Origin of the sequence: Enterobacter cloacae complex sp. 2024EL-00214 (assembly GCF_043945575.1) — a bacterium.
Lineage (GTDB): Bacteria > Pseudomonadota > Gammaproteobacteria > Enterobacterales > Enterobacteriaceae > Enterobacter > Enterobacter cloacae_P.
Map to the genome: position 1 here is coordinate 39,507 of NZ_JBIMRC010000003.1, position 15,414 is coordinate 54,920.

15 protein-coding genes are annotated in these 15,414 nt (G+C 59.7%); 5 read left to right on the plus strand and 10 right to left on the minus strand.

Translation table 11 applies throughout. From position 1 onward, the window contains the following. Window positions 1-19: 19 nt before the first annotated feature. The 6 genes from hpaI to hpaG form a co-directional block, all read right to left on the minus strand. Window positions 20-817: a 4-hydroxy-2-oxoheptanedioate aldolase gene (gene hpaI, locus ACHHZ6_RS04390; protein WP_182273604.1), complete on the minus strand. Its 798-nt coding sequence runs from the start codon at window positions 815-817 to the stop codon at window positions 20-22. Between the two features lie 9 nt (window positions 818-826). After that, entirely contained in the window at window positions 827-1,630 is an 804-nt protein-coding gene (gene hpaH, locus ACHHZ6_RS04395) for a 2-oxo-hept-4-ene-1,7-dioate hydratase (RefSeq protein WP_182273603.1), read from the minus strand. 122 nt (window positions 1,631-1,752) lie between these two features. After that, on the minus strand, window positions 1,753-2,133 hold the full coding sequence (locus ACHHZ6_RS04400; protein WP_182273602.1) for a 5-carboxymethyl-2-hydroxymuconate Delta-isomerase: 381 nt from the start codon (window positions 2,131-2,133) through the stop codon (window positions 1,753-1,755). A gap of 9 nt (window positions 2,134-2,142) precedes the next feature. After that, window positions 2,143-2,994 (minus strand): 3,4-dihydroxyphenylacetate 2,3-dioxygenase, encoded by an 852-nt coding sequence (hpaD, locus tag ACHHZ6_RS04405; RefSeq protein WP_182273601.1) that lies wholly within the window; start codon window positions 2,992-2,994, stop codon window positions 2,143-2,145. A gap of 1 nt (window position 2,995) precedes the next feature. After that, window positions 2,996-4,462 (minus strand): 5-carboxymethyl-2-hydroxymuconate semialdehyde dehydrogenase, encoded by a 1,467-nt coding sequence (gene hpaE, locus ACHHZ6_RS04410; RefSeq protein WP_395121839.1) that lies wholly within the window; start codon window positions 4,460-4,462, stop codon window positions 2,996-2,998. Beyond that, window positions 4,459-5,736, minus strand: a complete 1,278-nt coding sequence (gene hpaG, locus ACHHZ6_RS04415) for a 4-hydroxyphenylacetate degradation bifunctional isomerase/decarboxylase (RefSeq protein ID WP_196390771.1) — start codon at window positions 5,734-5,736, stop codon at window positions 4,459-4,461. Before hpaG ends, hpaE begins: the two co-directional genes overlap by 4 nt. 269 nt (window positions 5,737-6,005) lie before the next feature. Here hpaG and hpaR point away from each other — a divergent pair, with 269 nt between their 5' ends. Beyond that, window positions 6,006-6,449, plus strand: a complete 444-nt coding sequence (gene hpaR / locus ACHHZ6_RS04420; RefSeq protein WP_395121840.1) for a homoprotocatechuate degradation operon regulator HpaR — start codon at window positions 6,006-6,008, stop codon at window positions 6,447-6,449. 1 nt (window position 6,450) lies between these two features. On the opposite strand, the gene ACHHZ6_RS04425 is transcribed toward hpaR, so the two are convergent. From ACHHZ6_RS04425 to ACHHZ6_RS04440, 4 genes are read right to left on the minus strand one after another with little or no spacing between them, the layout of a single operon-like run. Then, on the minus strand, window positions 6,451-7,707 hold the full coding sequence (locus ACHHZ6_RS04425) for an FAD-dependent oxidoreductase (RefSeq protein ID WP_395121841.1): 1,257 nt from the start codon (window positions 7,705-7,707) through the stop codon (window positions 6,451-6,453). After that, complete coding sequence (locus ACHHZ6_RS04430; RefSeq protein ID WP_395121842.1) at window positions 7,694-7,948, minus strand: (2Fe-2S)-binding protein; 255 nt, start codon at window positions 7,946-7,948, stop codon at window positions 7,694-7,696. Before ACHHZ6_RS04430 ends, ACHHZ6_RS04425 begins: the two co-directional genes overlap by 14 nt. Beyond that, the gene (locus ACHHZ6_RS04435) at window positions 7,945-9,048 is read right to left on the minus strand and encodes an NAD(P)/FAD-dependent oxidoreductase (RefSeq protein ID WP_395121843.1); all 1,104 of its coding nucleotides are present in this window, start codon (window positions 9,046-9,048) and stop codon (window positions 7,945-7,947) included. The genes ACHHZ6_RS04430 and ACHHZ6_RS04435 overlap by 4 nt, the downstream gene beginning before the upstream one ends. Beyond that, on the minus strand, window positions 9,045-9,986 hold the full coding sequence (locus ACHHZ6_RS04440) for a 4-hydroxyproline epimerase (RefSeq protein WP_395121844.1): 942 nt from the start codon (window positions 9,984-9,986) through the stop codon (window positions 9,045-9,047). The genes ACHHZ6_RS04435 and ACHHZ6_RS04440 overlap by 4 nt, the downstream gene beginning before the upstream one ends. A gap of 308 nt (window positions 9,987-10,294) precedes the next feature. Between ACHHZ6_RS04440 and ACHHZ6_RS04445 the strand changes: the two genes are divergently transcribed. The 4 genes from ACHHZ6_RS04445 to ACHHZ6_RS04460 all read left to right on the plus strand — a co-directional run bounded on the left by ACHHZ6_RS04445 (window position 10,295) and on the right by ACHHZ6_RS04460 (window position 15,404). Continuing rightward, window positions 10,295-11,110: a helix-turn-helix domain-containing protein gene (locus tag ACHHZ6_RS04445; RefSeq protein WP_395121845.1), complete on the plus strand. Its 816-nt coding sequence runs from the start codon at window positions 10,295-10,297 to the stop codon at window positions 11,108-11,110. A 138-nt stretch (window positions 11,111-11,248) separates the two neighbouring features. Continuing rightward, window positions 11,249-12,169, plus strand: coding sequence for a dihydrodipicolinate synthase family protein (locus ACHHZ6_RS04450; protein WP_182273592.1), 921 nt, complete (start codon window positions 11,249-11,251; stop codon window positions 12,167-12,169). 14 nt (window positions 12,170-12,183) lie between these two features. Further along, on the plus strand, window positions 12,184-13,791 hold the full coding sequence (locus ACHHZ6_RS04455; protein WP_395121846.1) for an aldehyde dehydrogenase (NADP(+)): 1,608 nt from the start codon (window positions 12,184-12,186) through the stop codon (window positions 13,789-13,791). A gap of 11 nt (window positions 13,792-13,802) precedes the next feature. Further along, the gene (locus tag ACHHZ6_RS04460; protein WP_182273590.1) at window positions 13,803-15,404 is read left to right on the plus strand and encodes an APC family permease; all 1,602 of its coding nucleotides are present in this window, start codon (window positions 13,803-13,805) and stop codon (window positions 15,402-15,404) included. Window positions 15,405-15,414 lie beyond the last annotated feature (10 nt).

Here is a 15,414-nt window from a genome sequence, read left to right on the forward strand (position 1 = left end):
TGCGCTCCAGATCTTACATTCAGTAGACGGATTTATTGTTATTAACTGACGTAACCGGGTTATCGATAAAACGTGCCGCCAGCGCTTCGGCACTGCGGGCGAGCAGGGTGGTGTCCACGCCGACGGCGACAAACAGCGCGCCGAGTTCGAGATAGCGTTTTGCCAGCTGCTCATTGGCCATCAGGATGCCGGGCGCTTTGCCCGCAGCACGAATCTGCACGATCGCCTGCCCGATGGCGGCCTGTACTTCCGGGTGCTGCGGATTACCGGCAAAGCCCATGTCGGCACTGAGATCCGCCGGGCCGATAAACACGCCGTCCACGCCTTCTACATCCAGGATCTGCGGCAGGTTTTTCAGCGCCTCGCGGGTTTCAATTTGTACCAGCACGCACATGGCGTCGTTGGCCTGTTGCAGGTAATCGGGAATGCGGTTCCAGCGTGATGCACGCGCCAGAGCACTGCCCACACCGCGAATTCCCGCAGGCGGATAACGGGTGGAACGTACGGCCAGACGCGCTTCGTCAGCGTTTTGCACCATCGGCACCAGCAGGGTTTGCGCGCCCACGTCCAGCAGTTGCTTGATCTGTACCGGGTCGTTCCACGACGGGCGCACCACCGGCTGGCTGGCATACGGCGCAATCGCCTGAAGCTGGGTTAACACGGTTTGCACGCTGTTGGGGGCATGCTCCCCGTCGATCAGCAGCCAGTGGAAGCCTGCACCCGCCAGCAGTTCAGCGCTGTAGCTGCTGGTCAGTCCCAGCCATAAACCGATTTGCGGTGTTCCGGCTTTCAGCGCCGCTTTGAATGCGTTTTGCATGGTTGTCTCCTAGACAAAGCGGCAACTGATGGAACCCATGTCGCCGTAGTCCACGTGGAAGGTATCGCCCTTACTGGCGGTGACCGGACGGGTAAACGACCCTCCGAGGATGACCTGCCCTGGCTCAAGCTGTACGTCGTACGGTGCGAGTTTGTTGGCCAGCCATGCCACACCGTTCGCCGGGTGGTTGAGTACGCCAGCGGCGACGCCGGTCTCTTCGATCACGCCGTTGCGATAGAGCAGGGCGGAGATCCAGCGCAGATCCAGCGCGTCGGGCTTAATCGGGCGGCCGCCGAGGATCACGCCTGCGTTGGCGGCGTTATCGGAGATGGTGTCGAACACCTTGCGCGGGCGCTGGGTGTCCGGGTCGATGTTGTGACAGCGGGCGTCGATCAGCTCCAGAGCCGGGATCACGTAATCGGTGGCGTTGTAAACGTCGAAGATCGTGCAGTTCGGGCCGCGCAGCGGTTTTGCCAGCACGAAGGCCAGCTCCACTTCGATGCGCGGGACGATAAAGCGATCGACGGGAATGTCACAGCCGTCGTGGAAGAACATGTCGTCCAGCAGTGCGCCGTAGTCCGGTTCGCTAATCTGCGAGCTGGCCTGCATCGCTTTGGAGGTAAGGCCGATCTTGTGGCCTTTCAGCACCCGGCCTTCGGCGATCTTCAGGCTCACCCATTCGCGCTGTACGGCGTAGGCGTCGTCGATGGTGATCGTCGGGTAGTCGAGTGAGATCTGGCGGATCTGCTCCCGGGACTGTTCAGCCTGATGCAGACGATGGGCGATCAGGGTATGGGTGTGTTTGTCGAGCATGGCGGTATCCAGTTTTATGTTTGTTTTCTCCCTCTCCCCGTGGGAGAGGGCCGGGGTGATGGCATCAGGCCGCAGAGATTTCCCCTCACCCTAACCCTCTCCCAAAGGGAGAGGGGACGGTATTACTTAAACAAGGCGTGCACGTTGTTTTGTTTGTAATTGAGCGTCGGGTGCAGCTCGTCGAGCTCAAACGACAGCGCCAGATAACGGTTTGCCATCAGTTCCGCGAAGTGCGTTTTGATAAGCTCAAACAGCATCTCCCCCACGGCTTCCCGGCTCTCCAGGCTGCGCCCCGTGCCGATTTTCAGCGTCATATGCACAAACGCGTAATCGTGCTTACCGTCGGCCATCTGCCAGGTATCCAGCCAGTGCGCGCGGCTGCGGATACCGCCGAGCGGGAAGATGCCCGTGGCGGCAAGTGCGTCGTTCACTTTGGCAAACAGCCCCGGCAGGTCAGCCTGTTCGCGGATGTTGTCAGTACATTCAGCAATAAAGTGCGGCATAGGGGTTCCTTACGCGGGCAGCGGGAAAACGGCGTTGACCTGACCGGTACCGGAGCTGGCAAACAGCTCGGTGAGAAACTCCACCTTGCCGTCGTATTTATCCCAGCCGAGCATCCCCAGCAGCATCACCGTGTCGTGCATGTTGCCCTCGCCGTAGCAGTAGTCGGCGTACTCCGGCAGCATGCTGCAAAATTCTTTGAACTGGCCTTCGCGCCACAGCTTCACCACGCGCTCGTCCATCTGACGGTCGAACTCGCGGGTGTAGCTGTTCATCCCTTCTTCCGCGCGCTGGTCGTCGATAAAACGGTGCGACAGCGAACCGCTGGCGAGCACCGCCACGGTGCCGTCGTATTTTTCGATGGCGCTGACGATGGCCTCACCCAGCCTGCGGCTGTCGGCGAAGTCATGCACGGTGCAGAACGCCGAGATGGAGATCACTTTGAAGTGCTTGTCGCTGTTCATGTAGCGCATCGGTACCAGGGTGCCGTACTCCAGCTTCAGGCTCGGGATGTTGTGCGCTTTGGCGCGCACGCCGAGCTTCACCGCTTCGTCAGCAATCAGCTGACCCAGCGCCGGATTGCCGTCGTAGTCGTAGGTCATGTCGCGGATAAAGTGCGGCAGCTCGTTGCTGGTGTAGATCCCTGCAAAGTGATCCGCACAGTTGATGTGGTAGGCGCTGTTCACCAGCCAGTGGGTGTCGAACACGATAATGGTATCCACGCCCAGCTCGCGGCAGCGCTGGCTGATCTCTTTGTGGCCGTCGATGGCCGACTGACGGCAACCGTGGTTTTTCCCCGGCAGCTCAGAAAGATACATCGACGGAACATGGGTAATTTTTGCCGCTAACGCTAACTTGCCCATATCAGACTCCCCATTTTGGAATGGGATGGTCGCCCATCGAGATGCAGACGTTTTTCATCTCTGCGAACACGTCGAAGCTGTATTCACCGCCTTCACGCCCGGTGCCGGAGGCCTTCACGCCGCCAAACGGCTGGCGCAGGTCACGCACGTTCTGGGTGTTGACGAATACCATGCCCGCTTCGATATTGCGCGCCAGGCGCAGCACTTTACTGATGTCCTGCGTCCAGATGTACGACGCCAGACCGTATTCCACGTCGTTGGCCAGGCGCAGACCTTCCGCTTCGTCCTTAAACGGCAGCAGGCAGGCCACCGGTCCGAAAATCTCTTCCTGCGCCACGCGCATGCGGTTGTCGACATCTGCCAGCACGGTCGGGCGCAGGAAGTTGCCGCCTTTCAGGTGCGCAGGCAGATCGGTGGGTTTGTCCGGGCCGCCTGCCAGCAGGGTGGCTCCCTCTTCAATACCGAGGCGAATATAGCCGGAGACTTTTTCCCAGTGTTGCTGGCTAATCAGTGCGCCAACCTGGGTGTCTGGATCGGTCGGGTCGCCCACGCGCAGACGGTTAGCGCGTTCGGCAAAGCGTTTTACGAACTCCGGGTAGATACTCTGCTGAATGAAGATGCGTGAACCGGCGGTGCAGCGCTCGCCGTTGATGGAGAAGATGGTGAACAGGGCGGCATCCAGTGCGCGCTCAATGTCGGCATCTTCAAAAATCAGCACCGGGGATTTTCCCCCCAGCTCCATTGAGTATTTTTTCAGGCCGGCGTTCTGCATGATACGGCGTCCGGTGGCAGTGCCGCCGGTAAAGGAGACGGCACGCACGTCGTGATGGCGTACCAGCGCGTCGCCCGCCGTTGCGCCATAGCCCTGCACCACGTTTAGCACGCCTGCCGGAATACCCGCTTCCAGCGCCAGCTCGCCCAGACGGTCGGCGGTCAGCGGCGAAAGTTCAGACATCTTCAGCACCGCGGTATTGCCCAGCGCCAGACACGGTGCGACTTTCCAGGTGGCGGTCATAAACGGTACGTTCCACGGCGACACCAGCGCGCAGACGCCAACGGGCTGCACCAGGGTGTAGTTGAGCATTTTGTCGTCGACCGGGTAGGTTTTGCCGTTCATCTGCTGGCACACTTCGGCGAAGAACTCGAAGTTATGCGAGGCGCGCGGGATCAGCACGTTTTTGGTCTGGTGGATCGGCAGGCCAGTATCGGCAGTTTCCATTGCGGCGATCTCAGGGACGTTTTGATCGATAAGATCCCCGAGACGGCGCATCAGGCGTGCGCGCTCTTTCATCGGCAGATTGGCCCATTTCGGGAATGCCTCTTTTGCCGCCGCAACCGCCTGATTAATTTCTGCTTCACCGCCGGCGGCCACTTCAGCCAGCACCTCGCCGGAGGCCGGGTTAGTGGTGTGGAAGTAGTCGCTTCCTGCTACGTTTTTGCCGTTGATCCAATGGTTAATCTTTTTCATTTTGCCGTTTCCTCACTCACAATTCGGTTCACCAGGCGGCCAACGCCTTCCACTTCCACCACCACTTCGTCGCCAGGCACTACGTCGGAAAGGCCTTTTGGCGTGCCGGTGGCGATCATGTCGCCCGGTTGTAAGGTCATAAATTCGCTCAGGTACGCAATCAGGAACGGGATGCTGAAGATCAGATCCGCCGTGGTGCCTTCCTGGCGTAGCTCGCCGTTAACGAAGGTGCGCAGGGTTAAGTTGTGCGGGTCGGGGATAGCTTCTTTGGGCACCACGTTGGGGCTGATGGGGGTTAACCCGTCGCGGCTTTTCACCCGCAGGTTCGGGCGGTAGTAGTTTTCCAGGTAGTCGCGAATGGCGTAGTCGTTACACACCGTGTAGCCCGCCACATAGTCCATCGCCCCGGCTTCGCTGACATTGCGCGCGGTTTTGCCGATCACCACCACCAGCTCCGCTTCGTAGTGCATGTAGTCGACGTTGTCCGGGCGTACCGACGTCTGGTTGTCGCCGTTAAAGGTGTTCGGTGCTTTGATGAACACCAGCGGTTCAGTCGGCGGCTTAAAGTCCAGCTCGCTGGCGTGATCGGCGTAGTTCAGGCCCAGCGCAAACAGCGTGGCGTGAGGGTGTGGGCGTTGAACGGTGGCGACGTCGCACGCCTCAACCACCGGGTTTTCCAGGGGCGGGAACCCTTTCGCCAGGATGCGCACGCGATCGCCGGGGCGCAGCGCCACGCGCGAGTGTGGCGTGCCAATCAGAATGGCATCGCCGGGGTTGAGGGTGGCGAATTCGCTCAGGGCGCTCAGCAGTTCGGCCGCGTTACGCTGCAGATCTGCGGTGTTCCAGTGGTCGGCTTCGCGGCCATTGATCTCGGTGATGATGGTCAGGTTATCGACGTTATCAACGGCGACAAGCTCACCCAGAGGGCAGAAGCCGTCACGGCATTTGGCTTTGATCGCCGGGCGGTAAAAGCTCTCTTCCGGCAGGCTCACCTCGTTGGCCAGCGCGTATCCGGCGATGTACTCCGCAGCGTCTTCCACGTGTACCTTGCTGGCCGTTTTGCCGACCACCAGAGCCACCGTTGCACCGCTTAACACCGTTTCCCCATGCGGAAACGGGATGGGTTCACCTGCGCGGATCACGGTGTTATGGGGTTTGATAAACCATACCGCCGTTTTAGGTGGGGTGTGATAAGGGGCTTTTTCAAACGCGTCGCCCCAGGCATCACGCTGGCTGCGATGGTTAAGCGCCACGGCAAAAACAGTACCTTTCATTGACTACTCCTCAGGCCGGGGATCCGGGTTGTGATTTCATTAATATGTTAATAATCTGGTTTTATGCTTTTGCTGTTTGTTTCGCAATCAGAAGTGAAGAAATTGTGATATGAGTAACAATAAATTTACATATCAATTTTAAATTTTATATAAATCATTCTGTTAATAAAATTGACTGGTTTCTGTTAGACTTTTTGATGTAAAACGTGTTGTTTATAAAAACATCTTTTTTAAATTGTTTACTTGTTAATGATTGGCGGGGAGAGGCTATGCATGACTCATTAACCATCGCGCTGTTGCAGGCGCGGGAAGCGGCGATGGCTTACTTTCGCCCGATTGTGAAGCGGCATAATCTGACCGAACAGCAGTGGCGGATTGTGCGCGTGCTGGCAGAAAGCCCGTCGATGGATTTTCACGACCTGGCGTTTCGGACCTGCATTTTGCGTCCGAGCCTGACGGGCATTCTCACGCGCATGGAGCGCGACGGTCTGGTGCTGCGCTTAAAGCCGGTGAATGACCAGCGCAAGCTGTACGTGTCGCTGACCAAAGAGGGGAATGTGCTGTATGAGCACGCACAGGCGCAGGTGGAAGAGGCGTATCAGCACATTGAAGCGGAATATACGCCGGAGAAGATGAAGCAACTGACGACGCTGCTGGAAGAGTTTATCTCGCTCGGCAATCGCCATATTGCAGAGCGTGGGGAAGAGGAATAATTCAGCCCTCCGGTTTCGCCAGGTGGATCAACGTGTCGATACGCGCGGGGGAAAGGGGCTCGCGCGGTTGTGGCAGCGGCCAGCCGTACAGCCAGCGGGCGCTGGTGGCGCAGGTTTTTCCCTGGCAGGCACCCATCCCACAGCGTGATGCGAGCTTCGCCGCCTGCCAGCTTTCGGCATTTTGCACATCGCCGCAGCGCACGTCCTCGCAGCGGCAGAGCAGCGTATCCGCAGTGACAACCTCTTTTAGCGCGTCCGGTAAGGCAAAGGTGGTATGTAGCGCCCGGGAAAAACGTTGCCAGCGGGCACGGGCGGCGATGGCTTTTGCTGCCTTTTCGGGATTATTCGCCGCGATATAACCCGCTATTTCCCCTTCCGCCAGCGCCAGCTCGCTGCCGCCAAAGCCGGTGCATTCCCCTGCGGCGTAGATATCCGGCACGCTGGTGCGTTGCCCTGCATCAACCCAAATTGCCTGATTTTCCGTTTTGCAGCCAAAAATCAATCCGGGTTCAAGGTTCGGCACCAGTCCGTAACCGATAGCCAGCCTGTCGCAGGCGATCTCCCGGGTGTTTCCCTGATGACGTACGGAGACGGAGTGCAGATGTGAGACACCCTGCGCACGGATAACCTGGCTTGCCGGGTGATAGTGGGCGGGGAAAAGCTCGCCGAGCTGGCGCAGTTTTTCAGGCCAGCGCCAAAGCCCCGCCGCGAAGCGGGCCAGCGCGCTCACCGGAGCCTGTTCGATGATGGCAACGATATTTCCGCCCGCGCGTTTCACCGTGCTGGCGACCGCCAGTAGCAGCGGGCCGCTTCCGGCAATGATCACCCGTTCGCCGTTGAGCGACAGGCCATGTTTAATCTGTGCCTGTAGCCCTCCGGCTCCCGTCACGCCGGGTAACGTCCAGCCGGGAAACGGCAGCGAAAGCTCGCGCGCACCGCAGCATAAAATTAACCGCTGCCAGCGGATCTCTCCGCAGCCATCTGCGGTTTCAAAAACAATGGAATGCGCGTGAGGACGGGTAATCAGCCGCGCGCCGTTCAGCAGCGTAATGCGCGGCTGTTCTGCCACCGCCTGACGAAGACGACGGGCGCGTCGGGGCAGCGAGACCTGCGGGCCATCGCGCCAGATTTGCCCGCCAGGACGCGGGTTGTCGTCAAGAACCATGACCGATTTTCCGCAGCGTGCGGCGGCCAGCGCCGCCGATAGCCCGGCAGGCCCTGCGCCGAGGATCAGAATTTCGCAGTCAAACATTCGCATACTGGCTCCTTTCAATCACCATATCGGGCTGGCATTCCGTCTGGCAGGCCAGCACCCGGCGTCCGTTTACCGTGACGCGACACTCCTGGCATATTCCCATTCCGCAGAAGGGCGCTCGCCGTTCGCCGCTGACCGAGTGGCGTGTGACACCGTTGCCCATCAGCGCCAGTGCTGCCGCGATGCTGATACCAACGGAAACCTCGCAGGGCTGGCCGTCGATAATCATGTTCAGGATCGTCATGCGATGGCCTCCTGTTTGTACAGCCGTGCGGGAAGCCAGGCGTTTGGGGAAACCGCCGGGCGCTCGCCCAGGATCTGCGCGCTAAGCAGCTCGGCGGTTGCGGGGGCCGTCGTGACGCCCAGCCCTTCATGACCCAGCGCCAGCCAGACACCCGGACGTGTGGGATGCGGGCCAATGAGCGGATTGCCGTCTGCCGATGCAGCGCGAAAACCGCTCCAGCAGCGGATGATATTCAGGCTCTCCAGCGAGGGTAAAAAATGACGTGCGCGCGCCAGCATTTGTGCCAGCAAGGGGAGATCCAGCTCGCGGTCCGTGTTATCGAACTGGCGGGAAGAGCCAATCAGTAACTGTCCGGTGGGGCGAGGCTGGATGTTAAACGCCACCGACGTTCCGCCTGCGTGGGCGCTGGCCCCGTATCCCAGCTCCACTAGCTGGTGGCTGAGCAACGGGCCGTAACGGTCGGTGATCGCCAGCTGGCCTTTTTTCGCCCTGAGCCAGTTTTCCTCCAGCAGCGTGTTGGCATTCAGACCACAGGCGATGACGATAGCGCCCGCACGCAGACGTTGACCGCTGCGCAGGGTGACGTAAGGAGCCTCGACAGAGAGGGCGCTATCACGAAGATGCGTGACGCCGGCATCGTCAATAAACCAGCGGGCGACGTTCGGTGCGTAGACGATACTGTCACCGGGCACCGACAGCCCGCCGGTGAGCCGGGAGGTGAGCAGGGGTTCGCGTGCGGCAAGCTGCTCGCGGGTGAGCATCTCGCTGGTGACCTGGACCTGTGCCATCCGCTGCTGTTTTTCCTCTGCCAGCGCAAGCTCCTGCGCAGTTTCCGCCAGCCACAGGGTGCCGCATCCGCGCCAGGCGCAGCTTTCCGGCATCCGGGGGGTCAGTTCCCGCCAGCGTGCCAGAGACCAGGCGGAGAGGGTGAGTTCGGCGGGGTCGTCATCCATACAGACCAGGTGACCCATACCCGCTGCCGTCGCCCCGGCGTTGCCGTCGTCGACCAGCGTGACCCGTTGCCCGCGCTTTGCCAGTTGCCAGGCGCAGGCCGCGCCGATAATCCCGGCCCCGATGACAATCACGTCACTTTCGATCACAGCGCGATCCCCCAGCGGAACGGATCGCCAGCATTGAGGATCAACCGGTTATCACCGCAGACCCACGCCTCACCGCGGATCGTCGGTACGATTTTGTCGCCATGCGGCACATAGTGGGCGGTAAATTCGCTGCCGATGATGCTCGCCTGTCGCCAGGTTTCTCCGGGTCTGAGTTTGCCATCCGCCGCCAGACAGGCCAGCTTGGCGCTGGTACCAGTGCCACAGGGCGAGCGATCCCAGGCTTTACCGGGGCAGAGTACAAAGCTGCGGCTGTCCGCATGGGTATCCTCAGCAAACAGTTCGATATGGTCGATAATGCCGTCATGTTCGCCGCGAATACCTGCATGTTCTAACCCTTCACGGATTGCCCAGGCGTATTCGGTCAATTCAGGGAGCTTATCCGGCGTGACTGCAAACGGATGATCGCTGACGAGGAAGAACCAGTTGCCGCCCCAGGCGATATCGCCCGTGACCGTGCCGTGGGCGGTTTCTACCTGCACCTGCTTACGCCAGCGATAAGCCGGGACGTTTTCGACTGAGACGCTGCCATCTTCGTGCAGCGTAGCGGTAACGTCACCCACCGGGGTTTCAATCACGTGTCGGCCTGGCTGAATGCGCCCAAGCCAGGCCAGCGAGGCAATAAGCCCGATAGTGCCGTGGCCGCACATGTTCAGAAAGCCGCAGTTGTTGAAGAAGATGACCCCCGCCGTGGCCTGCGGTGAAACTGGCTTACAGAGCAGGGCTCCGACCAGCACGTCGTTACCGCGTGGCTCAAGGATGATGGCTTTACGCCAGTCGTCGTAATCGCGGGCAAAGCGCGCCCGGCGCTCGGCCATGCTGCCTGTTCCCAGATCCGGAAAACCGTCGATGACCAGGCGGGTGGGTTCGCCGCCGGTGTGGGAGTCAATTACTCTCAGTTCACTGTGCTGCGCTGTCATGGGATCTCCGGAAAGTTAAAATCTTGTTGCTAAATGCTGGCGTAAGCCTGACGTTCCGGCTTGATCGCTTTCGTCACCGGAAATGACGAAATCAGCACAGTGACCGGTTTCATTCTTAAGTGAAATTCATATTTATTTCTTATTAATCATTCTGTTGATGGTGTGGTAAACCAAAAAAGGGGACTGCGCCAGTGGATGATACAGAGGAAATGACAAACCTGTGGCAGGATCGCAAAACGCAGCATGGGGGCTTGATGAGTTAATGAAAAGTTAATAAAGATCCAGCTCACTAATCGGGAGGAAGCGTTATGTCCTGTGTTATTGATGATGTGCTGGCTCCGTCGCCGGTGCTGGAAGTGTCTGAACTCAGCCAGATATGTGAAGGGCTGGCGCGCCAGCGTCCGGAAGATATCCAGATGTTGCTGAATGCGATAGCGTTGATTGCACCCTTGCTCAATGCCATTCCTGACGTGGTGTTTTTTGTTAAAGACGTGCAGGCGCGCTATCTGATGGTCAACATGACCCTGGCACGCCGCTGTGGGTTTAAGAACGTTGTTTCTCTGCTGGGCAAAACCTCTGCCGATGTGTTCCCTTCCGCGCTGGGGCAGGGGTATACCGAACAGGATATGCGGGTGTTGCGTGAGGGGGTGACCCTGCGCGATCAGCTGGAGATGCATCTCTACAATGGTCGTGAGCGCGGCTGGTGTTTGACTCAGAAGCTGGCGCTTCGGGATACGCAGGGCCAGGTGATCGGCATGGCAGGCATTTCGCACGACTTGCAGGAAGCGCAGGCGCGTCACCCGGCGTGGCAGCGGCTGGCGATTGTCGATGAGCATATCCGCAACCATTACCACCGGCCAATCGCGATGGAAGAGCTGACCGCGCTGAGCGGCATGTCGGTGGCGCAGATCGAACGCTACTGTAAGCGCATTTTTCACCTCACCCCACGCCAGATGATCCACAAGGTGCGGCTGGAAAAGGCCACCGAGCTGCTGGCCGGCGATACGCCGATTACCGATATTGCCCTGCAATGCGGTTATACCGATCACAGCGCGTTTAGCCGCCAGTTTAAAGCGATGACCGGCTCTACGCCGCGTGATTTTCGCATCACGCTGGCCGGGTAAGACAAACTCACTGTGCTAATTTCGTCATCAAAGGGGAGGAAAACCACCAAGCCGTCGGTCGCCTGAAACGTCAATCTGTCAGTGAATATTCACCATTCATTCACTTTGATTTAACAAATTGACGACAAGGAACTGAACATGAGCAAGAAAGCCATTCACTGGAGCGGTGTATTTCCGGCAGTCACTACCCAGTTTCGTAGCGATTACTCTCTCGATCTGGATGCCACCCATGCAGTGATGAAAAACCTGGTCAGGGATGGTGTTTCCGGCCTGGTGGTGTGCGGCAGCGTGGGGGAGAACACCTCGCTGACCACGCAGGAAAAGCTGCAGATTATCGAGGTGGCGAAAGACGCGGCGGGCGGTCAGATCCCGGTGATTGCCGGGGTGGCTGAATTCACCACCGCGTTTGCGCAGAAGATGGCGAAAGAGGCTGAGCGCGTGGGCGTTGACGGTATTATGGTGATGCCTGCGCTGGTTTACTCCTCTAAGCCGCATGAAACTGCCGCCCATTTCCGCAGCGTGGCGACCGCCACCGACCTGCCGATCATGGTGTACAACAACCCGCCAATCTACAAAAACGACGTGACGCCGGACATTCTGGCGACGCTCACCGACTGCGACAACATCGTCTGCTTCAAAGACTCCTCCGGCGATACCCGCCGTTTTACCGACCTGCGTAACGCCGTTGGTGACCGCTTTGTGCTGTTTGCCGGGCTGGATGACGTGGTGGTAGAGAGTATTGCCGTTGGGGCGGAAGGCTGGATCTCCGGGATGTCGAACGCTTTCCCACGTGAAGGGGAGACGTTGTTCCGCCTGGCGAAGCAGCAGCGGTACGAAGAGGCGATGGCACTTTACCGCTGGTTTATGCCGTTGCTGCATCTGGACGCGCGTCCGGATCTGGTGCAGTGCATTAAGCTTTGCGAAGAGTTGCTGGGACGCGGCAGCGCCATTACCCGTCCACCGCGTTTAGCGCTGGAAGGGGAGACCCGTGCGCACGTGGTGGCGGTTGTTGAGAAGGCGCTGGCGACCCGACCGCAGCTGCCGGACGTAGGCCTCTGAGAAAAGGAACGACGATGACTTTATCTCTCTGCATATCAGGCCAGCAGTTTATCGCCGGACGCCGCGTGGCAAGCGGTGAGGCGACGCTGCCGGGCCTGCGTGCCGCTGACAATGAGCCGACCGGATACCGTTTCTTCCCTGCCTCCCGCGAGGAGGTCGCCGCTGCGGCACTGGCGGCTGAGCAGGCGTTCCCTGTCTTTTCGCAGACCTCACCCGAGGTGCGCGCCCGCTTTCTCGATACCCTCGCCGACGAGCTGGATTTACTCGGCGAGGACTTTTTCGCGATAGCTCACCAGGAGACGGCGCTACCGCTGCCACGGCTGCAGGGAGAGCGCGCCCGTACCAGCAATCAGCTGCGGATGTTTGCGGGTGTGCTGCGCCGGGGTGACACCTTTGGCGTGCGTATTGATACCGCGCTGCCTGCACGCCAGCCGCTGCCGCGCCCGGATCTGCGCCAGTATCTGACCGCGCTGGGCCCGGTGGCGGTGTTCGGTGCCAGCAATTTCCCGCTGGCCTTCTCCACGGCAGGAGGCGATACCGCTTCCGCACTGGCGGCAGGCTGTCCGGTGGTGGTGAAAGCGCATCCCGGACATATGGCAACGGCGGAGTTGACCGCCCAGGCCATTGTGCGCGCAGTTGATAAATCGTCGCTGCCTGCGGGCGTTTTTAACATGATTTTCGGCACCGACATTGGGGCTGAGCTGGTTCGCCATCCGGCTATTCAGGCGGTCGGTTTTACCGGCTCACTGCGCGGCGGCAAGGCGCTGTGGCAGCTGGCGCAGCAGCGTCCGCAGCCTGTTCCGGTCTTTGCGGAAATGTCAGCCATTAACCCGCTGATGATTCTGCCTCAGGCGTTAGCTACCCGGGCAGAGACGCTGGCAAATGAGCTGGTGGCCTCCTTCACCCTGGGCTGTGGGCAGTTTTGTACGAAGCCGGGGCTGATCCTCGCCCTGCGGGGGGAGGGTTTTACCCGCTTCACTCAGGCGCTGAAGGCGGCGGTGAATCAGGCTCCGGCACAGACCATGCTGAATGCCCCGACGCTGGCGCACTATCAGGAAGGCGTCAGCGCGTTTGAGGCGCATCCCGCTATTCAGCGGCTGGCGGGAGCTGACGGATCGGCCACAGGCTGCGCACAGGCCCGGCTGTATCAGGCTCCGGCTTCGCTGCTGCTGGCAGAGGATCCACTGTTACAGCATGAGGTGTTCGGCCCGATGGCGGTGCTGGTGGAGGTGGCTGACGAGGTTGAACTGTTGTCTATTCTGCGCGCCATCCCGGGCCAGTTGACTGCGACGGTTCACGCGGAATCTGACGACGGGCCGCTGGCGCAGCGCCTGCTGCCTGCCCTGAGCGAAAAAGCAGGGCGCGTGCTGTTTAACGGTTATCCGACCGGGGTGGAAGTGTGCGATGCGATGGTACACGGCGGTCCGTGGCCTGCCACCACTGACTCACGCGGTACTTCCGTAGGGACAAAAGCCATTGAGCGTTTTCTGCGCCCGGTGTGCCTGCAAAACGTGCCTGCCGCACTGTTGCCGCCTGCTGTCCAGGATGCCAACCCCCTGAACCTGCTGCGCCAGATTAACGGGCAGTGGACCCGGGAAGCCATTTCCCCCTCTGTTGACTGAAGGGCTTGACCATGACGATCCACTCTACGCATCAAACACAGTCCCGCGTTGTTGAGTCGGGGAAATTTAAAAAGCAGCTCACGCTCACCGACCTGACGTTTATCGGTCTTGGGGCGATCTTCGGCTCCGGTTGGCTGTTTGCTGCAAGCCATGTGGCATCCATTGCCGGGCCAGCGGGGATTGCCTCGTGGGTCATCGGCGGGATTGCGGTTCTGCTGCTGGGGATTGTCTATTGTGAGCTGGGGGCCGCGCTGCCCCGCGCCGGGGGGATTATCCGTTATCCGGTGTTCTCCCACGGTGAGCTGATGGGCTATCTGCTCGGCTTTATTACGCTGATTGCGTTCTCCAGCCTGATCTCTATCGAGATTGTGGCCGCGCGCCAGTATGCGGCAGCCTGGTTCCCGATGCTGACTCAGCCCGGGTCGAGTGACCCGACGCTACTGGGCTGGGGGGTGCAGTTTTTGTTGCTGTGTTTCTTCTTCGGACTGAACTACTACAGTGTGAAAACGTTCGCCCGCTCCAATAACATCATCAGTATTCTGAAGTTTTTGGTGCCACTGGCGGTCGTCGTCACCCTGTTTACCTTCTTCAGGCCTGAGAACCTGCACGTTCAGGGCATTGCGCCGTTTGGCATGTCGGGCGTGGAAGCGGCGATCAGCGCGGGGGGGATAATCTTTGCCTACCTGGGGCTGACGCCAATCATCTCGGTGGCGAGCGAAGTGCAGAACCCGCAGCGTACCATCCCGGTGGCGCTGATTTTGTCGGTGGTGCTGTCGACGATTATCTACGTGCTGCTGCAACTGGCGTTTCTCGGCAGTATTCCGACGGAGATGCTGGGTAGCGGCTGGGCGGAGATCAGCAAGCAGTTTTCGCTGCCGTACCGGGATATCGCCATTACGCTCGGGATGGGCTGGCTGGCATTTATGGTGGTGTGTGACGCGATTGTCTCCCCAAGCGGTACCGGCAATATCTATATGAACGCCACGCCGCGCGTGATTTATGGCTGGGCGAAAGCGGGGACGTTCTTTAAGGCATTCACCCACATTGATAAAGAGTCTGGCATTCCGCGTCCGGCGCTGTGGCTGACTTTCGCGATGTCTATCTTCTGGACGCTGCCGTTCCCGTCATGGGAACAGCTGATTAGCGTGGTGTCGGCGGCGCTGGTGCTGAGCTATGCCATTGCACCGGTCACGGCGGCGGGGCTGCGCCGTAATGCGCCGGATCTGCCGCGCCCGTTCCGCGTGCGTGCTTTCGGGGTGATCGGCCCGGTGTCATTTGTGATTTCGGCGTTGATTGTGTTCTGGTCTGGCTGGGGCACGCTGTCGTGGCTGCTGGGGCTGCAAATTGTGATGTTTGTGGTCTACGTGTTGTGCAAATCTAAAGTGCCGGTGCATACCGTCAGCCTGGCGCAGCAGGTGAAATCGTCCCTCTGGCTTATCGCCTTCTACGCGCTGATTATGCTCTTCTCCTGGCTTGGCAGCTTTGGTGGTTCGGGAGTGATTGCGCATCCGTGGGATACAGTCATCGTGGCGGTGATGTCGCTGGGAATTTACTACTGGGGCGAGCGAACCTGCCTGCCGCAGGCTAACTTTACCGGGGACGAAGAAGAGTAAGAGGTGTCGG

Bases quoted from the DNA above. Each gene is read 5' to 3' on its own strand.
- hpaD (WP_182273601.1), bottom strand. From the start codon at position 2,994: ATGGGCAAGTTAGCGTTAGCGGCAAAAATTACCCATGTTCCGTCGATG.
- ACHHZ6_RS04430 (WP_395121842.1), bottom strand. From the start codon at position 7,948: ATGACGATCCTGAACATGATTATCGACGGCCAGCCCTGCGAGGTTTCC.
- hpaH (WP_182273603.1), bottom strand. From the start codon at position 1,630: ATGCTCGACAAACACACCCATACCCTGATCGCCCATCGTCTGCATCAG.
- ACHHZ6_RS04445 (WP_395121845.1), top strand. From the start codon at position 10,295: ATGTCCTGTGTTATTGATGATGTGCTGGCTCCGTCGCCGGTGCTGGAA.
- ACHHZ6_RS04400 (WP_182273602.1), bottom strand. From the start codon at position 2,133: ATGCCGCACTTTATTGCTGAATGTACTGACAACATCCGCGAACAGGCT.
- hpaI (WP_182273604.1), bottom strand. From the start codon at position 817: ATGCAAAACGCATTCAAAGCGGCGCTGAAAGCCGGAACACCGCAAATC.
- ACHHZ6_RS04460 (WP_182273590.1), top strand. From the start codon at position 13,803: ATGACGATCCACTCTACGCATCAAACACAGTCCCGCGTTGTTGAGTCG.
- hpaE (WP_395121839.1), bottom strand. From the start codon at position 4,462: ATGAAAAAGATTAACCATTGGATCAACGGCAAAAACGTAGCAGGAAGC.
- ACHHZ6_RS04450 (WP_182273592.1), top strand. From the start codon at position 11,249: ATGAGCAAGAAAGCCATTCACTGGAGCGGTGTATTTCCGGCAGTCACT.
- ACHHZ6_RS04440 (WP_395121844.1), bottom strand. From the start codon at position 9,986: ATGACAGCGCAGCACAGTGAACTGAGAGTAATTGACTCCCACACCGGC.
- hpaG (WP_196390771.1), bottom strand. From the start codon at position 5,736: ATGAAAGGTACTGTTTTTGCCGTGGCGCTTAACCATCGCAGCCAGCGT.
- hpaR (WP_395121840.1), top strand. From the start codon at position 6,006: ATGCATGACTCATTAACCATCGCGCTGTTGCAGGCGCGGGAAGCGGCG.
- ACHHZ6_RS04455 (WP_395121846.1), top strand. From the start codon at position 12,184: ATGACTTTATCTCTCTGCATATCAGGCCAGCAGTTTATCGCCGGACGC.
- ACHHZ6_RS04425 (WP_395121841.1), bottom strand. From the start codon at position 7,707: ATGCGAATGTTTGACTGCGAAATTCTGATCCTCGGCGCAGGGCCTGCC.